10 protein-coding genes are annotated in these 14,673 nt (G+C 65.0%); all 10 read left to right on the top strand.

Going from position 1 to position 14,673, the window contains the following annotated elements; translation table 11 throughout:
- Nucleotides 1–40 precede the first annotated feature (40 nt).
- Nucleotides 41–868 (top strand): hypothetical protein, encoded by an 828-nt coding sequence (locus BCEP18194_RS37130; RefSeq protein ID WP_011356474.1) that lies wholly within the window; start codon nt 41–43, stop codon nt 866–868.
- A 117-nt stretch (nt 869–985) separates the two neighbouring features.
- A complete protein-coding gene (locus tag BCEP18194_RS37125; protein WP_011356473.1) occupies nt 986–2,014 on the top strand; it encodes a hypothetical protein in 1,029 nt (342 codons plus the stop codon).
- Between the two features lie 338 nt (nt 2,015–2,352).
- Entirely contained in the window at nt 2,353–5,409 is a 3,057-nt protein-coding gene (locus BCEP18194_RS37120; protein WP_041493683.1) for an ATP-binding protein, read from the top strand.
- A 118-nt stretch (nt 5,410–5,527) separates the two neighbouring features.
- Nucleotides 5,528–5,713, top strand: a complete 186-nt coding sequence (locus BCEP18194_RS37115; RefSeq protein WP_241025001.1) for a hypothetical protein — start codon at nt 5,528–5,530, stop codon at nt 5,711–5,713.
- A 459-nt stretch (nt 5,714–6,172) separates the two neighbouring features.
- Nucleotides 6,173–6,847 carry a response regulator gene (locus tag BCEP18194_RS37110; RefSeq protein ID WP_011356470.1) on the top strand — a complete coding sequence of 225 codons (675 nt, stop codon included), beginning with the start codon at nt 6,173–6,175 and terminating at the stop codon, nt 6,845–6,847.
- A 135-nt stretch (nt 6,848–6,982) separates the two neighbouring features.
- Nucleotides 6,983–9,994 (top strand): hybrid sensor histidine kinase/response regulator, encoded by a 3,012-nt coding sequence (locus tag BCEP18194_RS37105; RefSeq protein ID WP_011356469.1) that lies wholly within the window; start codon nt 6,983–6,985, stop codon nt 9,992–9,994.
- 482 nt (nt 9,995–10,476) lie between these two features.
- Complete coding sequence (locus tag BCEP18194_RS37100; RefSeq protein ID WP_011356468.1) at nt 10,477–11,040, top strand: CS1 type fimbrial major subunit; 564 nt, start codon at nt 10,477–10,479, stop codon at nt 11,038–11,040.
- Between the two features lie 103 nt (nt 11,041–11,143).
- On the top strand, nt 11,144–13,399 hold the full coding sequence (locus BCEP18194_RS37095) for a TcfC E-set like domain-containing protein (RefSeq protein WP_011356467.1): 2,256 nt from the start codon (nt 11,144–11,146) through the stop codon (nt 13,397–13,399).
- Nucleotides 13,400–13,432: 33 nt separating this feature from the next.
- Nucleotides 13,433–14,119 (top strand): pilus assembly protein, encoded by a 687-nt coding sequence (locus BCEP18194_RS37090; RefSeq protein ID WP_011356466.1) that lies wholly within the window; start codon nt 13,433–13,435, stop codon nt 14,117–14,119.
- Complete coding sequence (locus BCEP18194_RS37085; protein ID WP_011356465.1) at nt 14,119–14,595, top strand: hypothetical protein; 477 nt, start codon at nt 14,119–14,121, stop codon at nt 14,593–14,595. Before BCEP18194_RS37090 ends, BCEP18194_RS37085 begins: the two co-directional genes overlap by 1 nt.
- Nucleotides 14,596–14,673: the final 78 nt, after the last annotated feature.

Raw genomic sequence — 14,673 nt, 5'->3', positions numbered from 1 at the left:
CACATAAGCCGAACAACGACTCTAATCGATCGACAACGACATGAAGACCATCCTTTCCCAACGTCTCACTCAAGGTGCGCTGGTGGCAGCGCTTTGCGCGTCCGTCACGGGCTGCGGCGGCGTGGTGACGCCCGGCGGCCAGAACGCGGGCGTGACCGGTGCCGCCGCGGGCGGCACGAGCGCCGGCGCCGATTCGGGGCTGCAGCGCTGCACGTCGCCGCTCGGCACGATCGCCGTCGATGACGGCCGCAACGCCGACTGGTGGGGCCCGTTCGGCAGCGCGACGAAGATGACGACGATCGACCCGCTGCTGCGCCTGGCCGTGCAGCAGTCGAACTGCTTCGTGATCACGTCGATCGGCAACCAGAAGAGCGACGCGCGCCTGTCGCGCATCACGCAGCTGCAGCGCAACTCGGGCGAATACCGCGCGGGCTCGAAGCAGCAGAAGGGCCAGCGCGTCGCGGCCGACTATTACATGGAACCGCAGATCGTCATCAACGATTCGCCGATCGGCGGCATCGGCAGCATGATCGGCGGGCTGATCGGCAACAGCGCGGTCGCGGCGGTGGCCGGCCACCTGCAGACGAAGGCATCGGTCGTCACGCTGACGCTGTTCGACGTGCGCTCGGCCGTGCAGATCGCGGCGTCGGAAGGCAGCTCGACAGCGACCAACTACGGCGCGGCGCTGGGCGGCTTCGGCGGCGGCGTGGGCGGTGCGCTCGCCGGCTTCTCGTCGACGCCGGAAGGCAAGGCGACGGTCGTCGCGTTCATCGACGCGTACAACAAGATGGTCGTTGCACTGCGAAGCTACAAGGCGCAGGACGTCAAGGGCGGCCTCGGCCGCGGTGGCCAGCTCCAGGTCAACTGACGTTCCCCCGGGCCGGCGGTGCGCCGCCGGCCGGTTCGTGATTCCTGATTGTCCGTGCGCGCGGCGTGATCCGCGCGTACCGGCTTCGTTCGTCCTTTTTGCATTGAGGTGATCCCGATGAAAGCCGTTGCTCTGATCGCATTGACCTGTCTGGCGCTGACCGCTTGCGGCGGCGACGATTCCTCGCCCGCGGCGTCCGGTGGATCGGGCTCGAGCAACAACGGCGGCACGGGTGGGACCGGCGGCACGGGGTCGGGCGGCACGGGAAGCGGCGGCAGCGGCGGTTCGGGCGGTTCCGGTGGCTCGGGCGGCGGAACGCTGACGTGGCGCTACGAGGCGCAGCCTGTCGCGGCCGACAAGGCGAGCTTCCTGACGCTGGTCAACAGCGAAGGCGCGAAGGGCTACCGCTATCTGGGCGACTACTACTACAGCGCGAGCAACGGCGGGACGCAGTCGATCTTCGTGAACGACGGCACCGTGCAGACCTATACGTACCAGTTGCAGAACGCCCCGGCCGACATGACGTCTTTCGTCAACACGGCCAATGCGCAAGGGGCGAGCGGCTACCGCTACGAAGGCCCGCTCACGTACGGCGATCTTTATCGCAAGGACGGTGGATCGTCGGCCACCTATACGTACGCGACGACGGGCCTGCCGGCCGATGCCAACGCGTTCCTCACGCAGGCGAACGGCCAGGGCCAGTCGGGCTACTGGTTCCTGGGGCCGATCGCGGTGGCGTCGGTGCAGGCGAACATCTACATGAAGAACAACGCGTCGAGCGCGACCTATACGTACGATGCGCTGGCACCGACGTCGACCGTCAGCGACTTCATCGCGCAGGCCAACAGCGAAGGGGCGAAGGGCTATCGCGCGAAGGGCGCGATGGCGTTCGGCATGGCGATCTCGTGGGTCTACGTGAAGGACCAGACGCAATCGCCGACCTTCACGTACCAGTCGGCCGCGATCCAGTCGACCGGCGCGAGCTTCGTCCAGCAGTCGAACACGTTCGGCGGGCAGGGCAGCGCGTACTTGAGCGACATCGCGCTCGGCACCACGCCGCCGCTCGCGATGGCATCGTTCTATTTCACACCAAAGAACTGCACGGGCTTCCTGTGCACGACGCTGAATCCGCTCACGCAGAACTGAGCGAACCAGGCGGCTGCGACAGCCGCCGGCCGGGCATTGTTTTGAAGCGGGGCGAGCGTCGGAGAACGGCGCTCCCCCGCTTTTTTGCATCCGGCGCAGATCCGGCAATCATGAACGTCGTCCTGACCCTCGTCGATCGAATCGGGACGCGGATTTCGTTCAAGTTCCAAATCCGAATCCAAGAATATTGGACTTGTACTAAACCGTTCATTCCGGACTGATTTTAGGAAAGTCGTTTGGCATGATCGTGGCATTCCAATCCCCTGGGCCACTTTCGTCCGCGATACCGGAGCCGGATGCAGAAGCGTCCCGGTGCCCCGGCGTCGTCGCATTGCGACATGCCATACAGTCCGCTCCAATCCATTCGCCGCTATCAGAACATCTCGGTGTTCGGCGGAGGGATCGTCGTCACGATCCTGATCCTGATCGCCTGCGCGCTCGGGATGGGTTCGATCGTGTATGGCTATCTCGATGGCGAGCGGCACAACTTCCTGACGGGCATGGTGCAGACGCTCAACGAGATCAAGGTGAGCGAGACGTCGTTCCGCAACGGCGTGACCAATGCACAGCTGATCTGGCGGGAAACCGGGCCGGTGCCCGACAGCGTCGTCGATGCGTTCTATGACGCGGGCGAGCGTACCGCGATCAAGCCTTATCCGTCCGTCGTGTTCGGCGTATCGAAGCAGCCCGCCGACCGCACCGAGGTGGCCCGCTACCTGTCGTTGTCGGTGCTGCTGGCGCGCATCTGCGCGGCGAGTTCGATCAATCGCGGGCAGACGCTCGTCGGCTATCACTACAGCACGCGCGCGAGCCTGCTCGGGCTCGTGCCGGATTCGGGCGCCGGCGGCGGCGCGCTCGCGACCCCGGAGGGCCGCGTGCAGGTGATGGAGGCGCTGCGGATCGATTTCGGCGCCAGCCCGGTGCAGGGGCGCAGCACCACCGGTCGCCCGCACGTGCACTGGTTGCCGCCGTTCATCGATCCGATATCGGGCGCCGCGCGCATCCGGCTTGCCGCGCAAGCGCAGGTCGACGGCGAACCGTTCGCGGTGATCGTCACCGAATACGCGCCCGAGCATCTGCTGTCGTGGCAGCCCGAGCATCCGGTCGACGGCGTGTTCTTCGTGACGACCGGCGACAACCAACTCGTCGCGGCGAGCCCCGGCGTGGCCGGCGATGAAGCGCGCACCGGCCGCCTGCTGGCGCTCGATCCGTCGCGCGACCGCACGAAGCCCGAGCAGGCCGCGTTCCGCGACGGCTTCGTGATCTTCCACGGCACACTCGATGCAACGGGCTGGACGCTGGCATATGCATTGCCGTGGACGGACGTCGTCGCGAACGTCGCGTGGCGTGCGAGCCTGCTGCTCGGCGCATCGCTGCTCACCATCGCGATCATGTGGATCCTGCTCGTGCGCTTCCATCGCCGGGTGTTCGCGTCCGTCTATGCACGCTCGCAGCGCGTGTTCGACAGCGAAGCGCTGTGCCGCAGCGTGATCGAGACGGCGCCGATCGGCCTCGGCCTGATCTCGCGCGCCGATGGCCATTTCATGCTCGTCAGCCCCGCGCTGGCCGAGATGATCGCGCGGCTCGGCAGCGACTACCGTGCGCTGTCCGCGCAGGCGGTGGCGCGCTACGACGCGTTCATCGCGGGCGGCGCGGCCGGCGGCACGCTGCAGACCGATTTCGTGCTGGCCGAGGCGGATGCCGGCGCCGCGCCGCTGCATCTCGAGGTGAGCGCGTGCGGCGCGCGTTACCAGGAGATCGATGTGCTGATCGTCGCGGTCGCCGACGTCACTGCACGGCGGCAACTCGTTCAGCAGCTCGAGGAAGCGGTGCGCGCGGCTGATTCGGCGAACGCGGCCAAGTCGTCGTTCCTGGCGGCGATCACGCATGAAATCCGCACGCCGCTGAACGTGATCCTCGGCAATCTCGAACTGCTCGACCGTTCCGCGCTGGATGCGTCGCAGCACGGCCGCGTGCAGACGCTGCGAGCGGCCGCGTCGGGGCTGCTCGGCCTCGTCAGCGACATCCTCGATTTCTCGAAGATCGAAGCGGGGGCGATGACGGTCGAGGCGATCGAGTTCGACGTGATCGGCGTGATCGAGCGCACGCTCGGCGCGTTCGCGCCGGTCGCGAAGGCGAAGGGGTTGTCGCTGTTCTGCGAAATCGATGCGAGCGACGCGCAGCGGATGCGCGGCGACCCGACCCGGCTCGGGCAGGTGCTCGGCAACCTGCTGAGCAACGCGATCAAGTTCACCGCCAGCGGGCACGTGCTGGTGCGCGTGTCGGTGGCGTCGGCCGGATGCGGCGACGCCGAGCTGTCGATCGCGGTCGAGGACACCGGCATCGGCATCGCGGGCGCCGATCGGCACAAGCTGTTCAAGGCGTTCTCGCAAGTTGATGCGTCGATCACGCGCCGCTATGGCGGCACCGGGCTCGGGCTTGCGCTGTGCGATCGCCTCGCGGCCGCGATGGGCGGACGGATCGACGTGGCGAGCGTGCCGGGCACCGGCAGCCGTTTCACGTTGACGGTGCCGCTCGGCGTGGCGGTCATGCCGCTCGGCGCGCAACCCGCGCGCGGCGCGCGTGTGCCGGTGATCGTCGTCGCGCGCACCGAATGGCAGCGCTTCGCGTTGCCACATTTGCGTGCCTGGGGCTTCGACGTCGACGTGTACGATCGCCCGGCGCGGATTCCGGCCGACCGTCGTGCGCGGGCCGCCGCGATCGTGCTGTTCGGCGATTCGGATGCGTGGTCGCGCGCGGAGCTCGACAGCCTGGGCGGCGACTGCCCTGTCGTGCTCGCTACGCCGGACGGCCCGCCGCAAGCGTACCGGGCGGGCAGGACGATACGTGTGTCGAGTTATGCGCTGGGCGGTTTCAAGGCTGCCCTGGCGAAAGCGATGACCGACACCGGCGTCCCTGCCACGCAACGGCCGGCGAGTACGCACGTGGAAGCCGTTCGTCCGGACGCATGGCGCGTGGTACTCGCCGGCATCGATTCCGTCAGCAGCACGTTGTTGCGGGAGCAACTGCACGTGCTGGGCTGCGAGGTGCAGGCGGCCCATTCGGCAGAAGCGGCGCTCGACCTGCTGGCCACCGGCGCGTGGCACGTGCTGCTGGTGGATGCCAGCCTGCCGGACATGCCGGTCTGCTCGCTGGCGAACGCCGTGCGCGCGCTCGGCATGGGCAGCGACGTGGTCGTCGTGACGTCGCATGTCGCGCCCGTCGACCGGCGGCGGTATGCGGACGCGGGAATCGACTGCGTGCTGACGAAACCGGTAACGCTCGCGCATCTGCGCGGCGCATTGGCAGACATCGCTCGACGGCGTGGTGCACCGGAGCAGGGAGTTGGAAAAGAACAGGACGTCGCGCGCTTCGCACACGGCGGCACGGTATGAACACGTGTCGACTGTCGTGGGGAGTGACGACGAGGTCCGAAGAAGGGAAGGCAGCGCGACGCATCGGCAACGGCGGCGCAGATCAATCAGGTGAGAAGAGGGGAAGACCGTGCGCTACATGGTGAAAGTCTTCGTGATGTTGCTCGATTTCGCCACGCTTCCCGAGAAGTCCAGAAGGGATTTCCTCGGCAGGATGAATGAATTCCTGATCATGTCGCCCCTGCAGAAGCGGCGCGCGATCACCGAATGGAAGCAGGCAATCGAGGAACGGGGCGAATCGGGCGAAGGCGTCCACAGACCATAACGACGATCCGGATGCCGGCAAGCAGTTGATGCGCGGCAGGCTAGCTGCTGCGCGAGTGATTGCGATGGCGAGGGTTCGGGTGGGGCGTGGCGTTGCGCGGTGCGGCATTCCGGCCCGGGCAGCCACAGCATGCGTCGGCGCGTGTCTCGCGCCCATGCGTGGGGCCGGCCCGGAAGGGCCTGCCGATCGGCCACGCCCGCTCACGTTCGGCCGGCGCACCCATGCCGGGCATGTCGCAGGGCGACGCGACAGGGAGCTTGCCTCAGCCTGTCGGCCAATGCTTACGGTCTTACCCGCGTTTTATCTTAAAATCGAGTCGCGCTTGCATTCTCCGATGGGTCGAATGCGACGGGTCGAATCGACGGCCTGTCGGCTGGATGGAACGGAACCGGAACGGTTGCCCGCATCCTGCGGCCGTCGGCGGATGCGCGATCAAAAGCCTCGGGGAGAAATGGGACGATGGATGAATTCTTTGTGCGTGTGATGGTGGCCGACGACCACCCGTCATCCGCGATCGGGATGTCGCAGGCGCTTGCCGATAGCAGCACGATCCGGCTCGTCGGCTCCGTGTCCAATTCGACCGATCTCGTGGCGGCACTCGACGAAAAACCGAGCGACGTGCTGGTGGTCGATTACGTGATGCCCGGCGGCAAGTTCGGCGACGGGCTCGTGCTGCTGTCGTTCCTGCAGCGCCGCTATCCTGCGCTGAAGCTCGTGACGATCACGATGATCGACAACCCCAGCGTGCTGCATGCGATCCGCAAGCAGGGCGTCGGCTGCATCCTGAGCAAGTCGGATGCGATTTCCCATCTCGTCGGCGCGGTGCACGCCGCGTACGTCGGCGCCAATTACCTGTCGCCGCATATCAAGCAACTGCTGGAATCGGCGGGCACGACCGATACGGCTCGCCCGCTGACGACGCGCGAGATCGAGGTGGTGCGGCTGTTCGGCGCCGGCTACACGGTCGGCGAGATTGCCGCGCAGCTCCACCGCAGCAAGCAGACGATCAGCTCGCAGAAAACGAGCGCGATGAAGAAGCTCGGTATCGTGCGCGACGCCGACCTGATCCGCTATGCGAGCGACGGCAACCTGGTCGACGCGGCGGCGCCCGACGCGCCGGCCGCAAGCGAATAGCCGGCATGCCGAACGTGGCGATGCCGGCCGCATCGACGATCTCACCACGCGCCGGCGGCCCGGGCAGCCGTCCTGCTCGCCGCATGTGCGCGTCCCGCGCGTGATCTCCTCGTCCGCCGCCGCCGATAACGATCCATGCCCGCAAAACTGAAGCGACTTCTCGCGCACGCGGCGGCGGTAGGCCGCAAGCCATTCGATCCGGGCCGCGTCCGGCGGCAGCAGCAGATGTTGCTGTACGGCGGCGGGAGCGCGGTCACGGCGTTCATCGTCGTCTGCGCGGCGCTGGTCATCCGGCTCGACGTGCAGGACAGCCTGGGTCAGGCGCGGGCGACGTTTCTGCAGCGCGGGGCCGAGTTGCACGCGAACCTGCAGACGGCGGACCGGGCACTGTCCGCTTTCGGCATTCGCACGGAGCAACTCTGGGACCAGGGTGTGCAACCGCCGCAGGATGCCGTTCAGTCCTTCTCGGCGGACCACGGCAGGTTGCTGGTCCGCGCTGCCGGCGGCTGGGAGCCGTTTCTCGCGATCGCCGAGGTAACGCCGGATCGGCCGGCCGAATCCTATGCACGGTATCTCGGCGCGACGCTCGCGCAAATCGATCGAAGCTCGCACTATCCGCCGAGTCCCGCGAGCGCAGATCTGATCGGCGGTTACCTGATCGGGCTCGATGGCGCGTTCCTCGGTATCGTGGGCTCCGGGAACGTCGCGCGTGCACGATCGCTGCCGCCCGATATTGACGTGCCGGCACTGATTGCTCGCCTGAGGCCGACCGGCGAGACGAAGCAGAAGTCGGACATGCTGGGCGGCACGTTCACGCTCGATCGCCGTTACGACCCGATCCTCGGCCGTACGATCGTGCGCTTCGCGCGCAGGCTCGACGATGCAGCCGGTCACCCGTTCGCTTGGCTCATCTTCAACGGCACATCCGATCTCGACGACATCATGATGCCGCGGTCCGACGATGAGGACGTGGCGGTTGTAGACGCGCGCGGCAGGATCGTGTTCGGGCGGCAGCGCGATCCGGCGATGATCGAACGCGCGATGAACGGCACGCGCGCTTCATCCGGCGGGCATGTCGTCGTGCGGCGGGTCGGCACGCGCTTCGTCATCAGCGACCGGTTGCCTGAATCCGGCCTGACCCTGATCACGACTTTTTCGTGGCGCAGCGTGGCGAGCGCCACCGCTGTCGGCGTGAGCGTGACGCTGGCCGCCGCACTGTTTGCAATTTCGATGTTGTGGATCGCGATCGTCACGTTCGATCTCCGTGCGCTGCGTCCCGCGAACCGGCGTGCGATCCGCCTGATCGAAAGCGAAGCGTTCAACCGTACGTTGATCCGCACGGCGCCGGCCGGCTTGTTGCTCCTGTCGGCGGCCGATGGTGAAACGATGGTGCGCAACGATGCGGTGCTCGCGTACGACGACGGCGTATCGGGGCTGCCGCTCGGCAAGCGCATCTGGCAGGCTTGCCGCGAACGACAGCGGGCCGGCGCGGATGAGCGGCGCTTCGTCATGCAGCAGGAGCTGGCCGTCGAGCGCGCCGGTCACGACACGACGTATCTCGCGGCGCACGTCGTGCGCACCAAGTTCCGGGGCGTCGACGTGCTGCTCTGCACGCTGACCGACGTCACGGCCCGCAAGCTGACCGAGGACAAGCTGCGCGAAGCGCGCGTGGCTGCGGACGACGCCAACAAGGCGAAATCGACGTTCCTCGCGACGATGAGCCACGAGATCCGCACGCCGCTCAATGCGATCATCGGCAACCTGGAGCTGATGGGGCGGGCCGAATTGCCGCCGACGGAGCAGCGCCGTCTGAAGACGATCGTGTCGTCGTCGGATGCGCTGCTGAACATCATCAACGACGTGCTCGACCTGTCGAAGGCGGAATCGAACCAGATGGCGCTGGAGCACATTCCGTTCGATCTGCGGCGTGTGCTGCAGGACGTCGCGTCGATCTTCCGGCCGCTTGCCGATGCGAAGGGGCTTTCGCTCGAATGCCATGTCGCGGCGGAACTGGCCGACGGATACGTCGGCGATCCGACGCGGTTGCGTCAGCTGGTGTCGAACCTCGTCGGCAACGCGATCAAGTTTACGGAGCATGGCGGCATCACGATCGACGCACGGCTGGCGCGTGGTGACGCGCGCGCCGGTTGCGTCGAGATTGCCGTGCGCGATACGGGCGTGGGCATTCCCGGGGAGGCGTTACCGACGCTGTTCGACGTGTACATGCAGGCCGATGCATCGATCTATCGCCGCTTCGGCGGCACCGGGCTCGGCTTGCCGCTGTGCCGCCGCATCGCGCGGTTGATGGACGGCGAACTGACGGTCGAGAGCCGGCTGGGTGAGGGCTCGACGTTCGTGGCAACGTTGCCGTTGACCGACGCGCCGGCCGGCTGTCTGGATGCGGCGTCCGAACCGGATGCGGCATCCGTCGCATCAACGTCTCCCCGCCGTGACGACGTACCGCCACTGCGGGTGCTCGTGGCCGAGGATCACCCGGCCAGCCGTGCGCTGCTGCGCGATCAGCTCGATGCGCTCGGCCACGATGCGACGATCGTCGAGAACGGCATGGAAGCGATGCGCGCATACTTCGCGCACCCGTTCGACATCGTGCTGACCGATCTGAGCATGCCGCAGCTCGACGGCTTCGCGCTGGCGAATTTCCTGCGCGAACAAGGGGCGAACGTGCCGGTGATCGCGATGACCGCGCACGCGACCGACGAAGATCGTGGCCGCTGCCGGCAAGTCGGCGTGGCCGAGGTGGTGCTCAAACCGTTGTCCATCGACAGTCTCGATGCGGCGCTGCGACGGCATGGCAGTCGCGATGGCGCGGTGGCCGGCGCGGTGGATTCCGGCGTACGCGAGGTCGCGCCGGTGATGACCGGCGAAATGCGACGGACTTTACGCGAGGCCACGCTGCGTTCGCTGGCTGCGATCGAAGCGGCGTTGTCCGGTGATGACGGAGAGGTGCTCCGGGTGGAACTCCATTCGATGCGTGGCGGCTTCGCGCTCGCCGGCGACAGGGCCGCGCGCGACGCATGTGCGCAGATGGAAGCGGCCGTGAACACGGGCGGCGCGGCGGCATTCGAATTGCACTGGGCGGCGTTCCGGCAGGAGATGGAGCATGCGCTGGAGCGGATCGACCGTTGAGGATGCGCGACAATCGCCAAGGCGAGTCGCATTTCTTGCCGGGCATGGCGTCATGAAGCAGGCTCTATCTCGAATTGATATTGTCTGAAGCGAAATCGGGCAGCGGCCGTTTCATTAAAGAAAATTAAAACATCGCCCGCGAGTGGGGGGCAGTCGCGCGCCCCCGCAGCGCACGACCGAGACCGAGCACCCAACGGCCGGGCCGGCCCCGGCGATGCGTCCTGCTGCCTGCCGCAGCCGTACCTGTACGGACGGAAAGTTAAAACGATCTGACAATCAACGATTTAAAACGGCCAATCTTCTAATTTCGTACTTGTACTAGCGGTTTTGACGCGACGGCGAAAAGTTGTCCTATCGCTCGCTTGCTGCTGCTCATCGAAAATAGCGTCAGTGGAATTGATCTTCCACGCGTTTGAATACTGATTGATTAATTAATCGGTATTCGATCTCCGTAAATCAATTTTTTCAATAGAGATCCATCGATGAAACTCAGCAAACTCGTTCTGGCAATGGGCGTCACCACGGCACTGTTCGGCATGGCACACACGGCACAAGCCGAAACGACGTCGAACACGGTGTCGAAAAAGATCACGCTGACCGCGCAGATCAACGACGCTCTGTTCGTGTCGAAGCCGGACGGCTCGACCTGGTACGGCACGGAAGAACTGCAAGCCACCGACTATACGCAAAAGCAATTCGAGAAGTCGCTGCCGGTTCGCATCTGGTCGTCGAACGCCGACGTCAACGTCTCGCTCGCGCAGCCGCTGAAGCTGACGAACGGCACGTACGAAATGAAGGAGGTGAAGGTGGCGCTGTCGAGCGGCGCGGGTGACAAGGAAGTCAAATTCGGCGACGGCCAGAAGATCACGCAAGTGAGCGGGGTTCCCGGCAACTTCGACGAAGTGCACAACCTGAAGATCAGCGCCACGGCGCCGCAAGCGGCGGAGGGCGGCATCAGCACGAACGGCAGCTACAGCGGCGATCTCGTGATGGTGTTCGAGCCGGTCCCGGCATCGGGCGGCGGCGAAACGGAGACGACGAAGTAACTATTCTGTACCGAGCCCCGATCTGATCGGGGCTCTTCCTCCGATGTAAATCCTGCCGAACTCTCGTGGCCGTTCATCTCATTCCTCCTTAGAAGAAAACAGCGTGTTCGCCTATCAAGCTCCCTTTCGATTCAACAAGCTGTGGCTGGGTGCGTTTCTTTTTGTTTCGTCGCACTCATTTGCAGAGCTAAAGGTTACGTACGGCGTACCCGAAGGGTTCAGTGCGGCCGAACTGGACGATAGCGCGAATTATGTTGCGACCTTCAACGGGCGCACGCTGCCGGGGTTCATCAGTTATTCGCAGAAGGACACGTCGCTGCAGTTCGATGCGGCGAAGTATGCGGCCAACGGCATTTCGCCGGACGACGTCGACACCATCCGGAACGTCATCTCCCAGCTCGATTACAAGCGTTGCAGCAAGGGTTGCGACGTTGTCATCGCGGGGTACTACGTTACCGTCGACAAGCTGAAGCGCTCGATCTCGATCCGCAATTCGAGCGCGGACTACATCGCACCTGAAACGGGTTTCGGCCTCGTCAACAACCAGTCGATCGACTTGCGGGCGTCGTCGGACGGCTACCGTGCGGTCAACGTCAACGGCAACACCTATGTCGGGCTCCCGTTCCAGAGCTTCGGCTATATGAGCTGGTACGCGAACCGTACCGAATCGAACAATTCCAGCAGCAGCCAGAAGGGGCTGTCGTCGTATTACCTGCAGAAGAATTTCTCCAGCACTTATGTGCGGGCAGGCAAGCAGAACAACATCGATTACGCGGCCGGAGCCGTCAGCACGCTGTTGTCGCCGAGCTTCGACCAGTTCGTGACGGTCGGCAGCCAGACCCACCTGCGGGTCGAGAGCAACGCAGGTTCGCTGGTGCTCTATGCATCGGCGGACGGCAACTACGAGTTCTACCGCAATGGCCGCCTGATCCTCAAGCGGCCCGCGGCAATCGGCCGTAACGAAATCAGCTTTGCCGATCTGCCGGGCGGTTACTACTCGGTCGAAGTCCGCCTGGTCGACCGCAACGGTAACGTCGTCAACCGGGAAACCCGGGAGGTCAACAACCTCAACTTCGGCGCGAACGGCGGCAATGCATGGCACGTGACGGCCGGCAAGGAGATGGGCACCGGCGGCTATTTGCTCGAAGCCGCGATGAGCCGGAACTTCAAGCAGTTCTATCTCAATGCGTCGATGCTCGCGGGCAAGGGCGGGCGCTGGGCGGCGGAAGTCAACGTCACGCGCCCGATGCAGCTCGGCGGCGTCGACATCACGCCCACGCTGGGCCTGTTGAGCGGTGAACGCAGCGCCGGTGGCTACGCGAACATCTCGATGGCGAGCGAGGCGCTCGGCAGCCTGACGGTCAGCCGTTACCAGAACACGGAGGTGTCGCGCTTCTACTACGGTCAGCCGAGCACCGCCTTGAGCTACAGCCGCAACATTCGCGGCGTGACGTTCGGCTACAACTACCAGCGCTCGCGGTACAGCGAGTCGCAGCAGGCCGAAGCGCGCTGGAACTATCGGCCGAACGGCCTGTGGGGCACGTTCGCGCTGGGCGTTCAGAAGGGCGGGTACCAGGGCAGCGGCGGTTATGGCGTGTATTTCAACATGACCATGATGCTGGAAAAGGTGCAGGCAAGCTTCAGCGCCGCGCATTCCGGTGGGCAGACGCAGCTCAGTGGTGACGTCCGCAAGGATTTCCAGGACGGGTTCGGTACGACCAGCGTTGGCCTCGCGGCGAACCGGATCGGCACCAACTACGGTGTGAACGTGTTTGGCACGCGTTCCGGCACGCGTGGCGACGCGTCGCTGAACCTGGGTACGAGCAGCGCGGGCAGCAACGTCGATTTCAACTACCGCGGCATGGTTGCGGCCAGCCGCCAGGGCGTGGCGTTCGGTCGCTACAGCTCGGGCGGCAGCGCGATGCTGTTGAAGACGCCGAACATCCCGGGCGTGAAGTACGGCTTCAACGTCGAAGGCAGCCCGGTAGCCGGCAACAGCACCTATGCAGTACCGCTCAATGCCTATCGTGACGTGTCGTTCGCTCGCGTGATGAGCACCAGCGAAAAGGTCGACATGAACGTCGAAGTGCCGGCGAACATCGTCCGGGCGCACCCGGGCCAGGTCTACGCGGCAACGGCGAAGGTCGACATCAACATGGTGTACAGCGGCTTCCTGAAAGATGCGAGCGGCAAGCCGGTGAGCGGCAAGGTGGTCGAAACCGGCGACACGGTGCACCCGAACGGTCTGTTCTCGATCGTCAGCAAGACGATGCTGTCGCAGATCACGCTCGACAACAACGGACATCAGTACACGTGCAGCCTGAAGGATGCCGACGGAAATGACTTCCGTTGCCAATGACGGCCCACTCAACCATTTACAGGGATTGACGACATGAATTTGAACTTGCGAACCGTGTTTCCGATCGTATGCGGTCTGCTGTTTGCCGTCGCTCAACCGGCGCAGGCCGAAGGCGAGCTGATGGTCATGCCCGCCTCGACCAGAGTATTCAGCAACCACGACCAGAACGTCACCGTGAAGAACATGGGCGATGCACCGCTCTACCTGTCGATCTCGGTGCAGAAAGTGATGAATCCGGGCAAGACGCCTGAAGAGAAGCAGGATCTGGGCGAACTGCAGCATCCCGGCATGCTGGCCAGCCCCGACAAGCTCACGCTCGGGCCGAACCAGACGCGCTCGATCACGCTCAAGTCTCTCGTGGAACCGGCAAACGAGGAGTTGTATCGGCTCTATATCGTGCCGGTCAGGTCGCTCAAGGTGGACGACGAGCCGCAGGACAAGATCAGCGCGCCGATGTCGGTGGCGGTCGGCTACGGCGTGCTGGTCAGGCACATGCCGCCGCCGGGCAAGCAGCGCGGTGGCTGGGCGCATCGTTGCGAGAGCGGCGGGCTGACGCTCGAGAGCACGGGCAACGTGCGCAAGGTCTTTACCGATGTGAAGGTTGACAAGGCGTCGCAGGCACAAACGATCGCCGTCTTTCCGGGTACCCCCCAGCACTTTGCGACGAAGCGAATGACGCTGAGTGTCGACGACAAGCCGCAAACGCTGGAGTGCCCCTGATGATGCGCACCGCGCGTGTCGCGCTCGGGTTGCTGGCAGCGGTGGCCTGCACGTGCAGCTCGGCTGCCGGCGTGCTGAAGCTGTCGCGCGTGGAGCTGTCGCTGGAGCCGGGGCAAGCAGCGGTGCGTGAGTTGTATGTCGAGAATGTGGGCGATACGCCGCTTTATCTGAATGTCGAGCAGCACCTGCTGACCAATCCGGGCGAATCGCCGGAGCATCTGGTACCGGTCGGCGAAGTCGCGCAACCGACCATGCTGGTGCTGCCCGGGCAATTGACGCTAGCACCGCGGCAGAAATATCGCATGGGGCTGAAAGAACTGGCCGTGCCCTTGGAAACACAGATCTGGCGCATTACGTTTCGGCCGAAGGAGCGGATCGTTGTCGATGCCGCTCAGGGTGAAGGCGCACCGGCCCCGTTGTTCGTCAATGTCGGGTATGGCGTGGTGATCTACCAGCGCGCGGCGCTGGCCCGCTAACGGTGCTTGCATCGACGCGAAACGTATCGATGCGTTGGAGTCGGCGAGGCTGTTTCGTCACGCTGCCGAACGTGAGGC

This window comes from Burkholderia lata, assembly GCF_000012945.1.
Taxonomy (GTDB): Bacteria; Pseudomonadota; Gammaproteobacteria; order Burkholderiales; family Burkholderiaceae; genus Burkholderia; species Burkholderia lata.
Note: the sequence above shows the minus strand (reverse complement) of the source record. Positions and strands in the feature narration are given on the sequence as shown.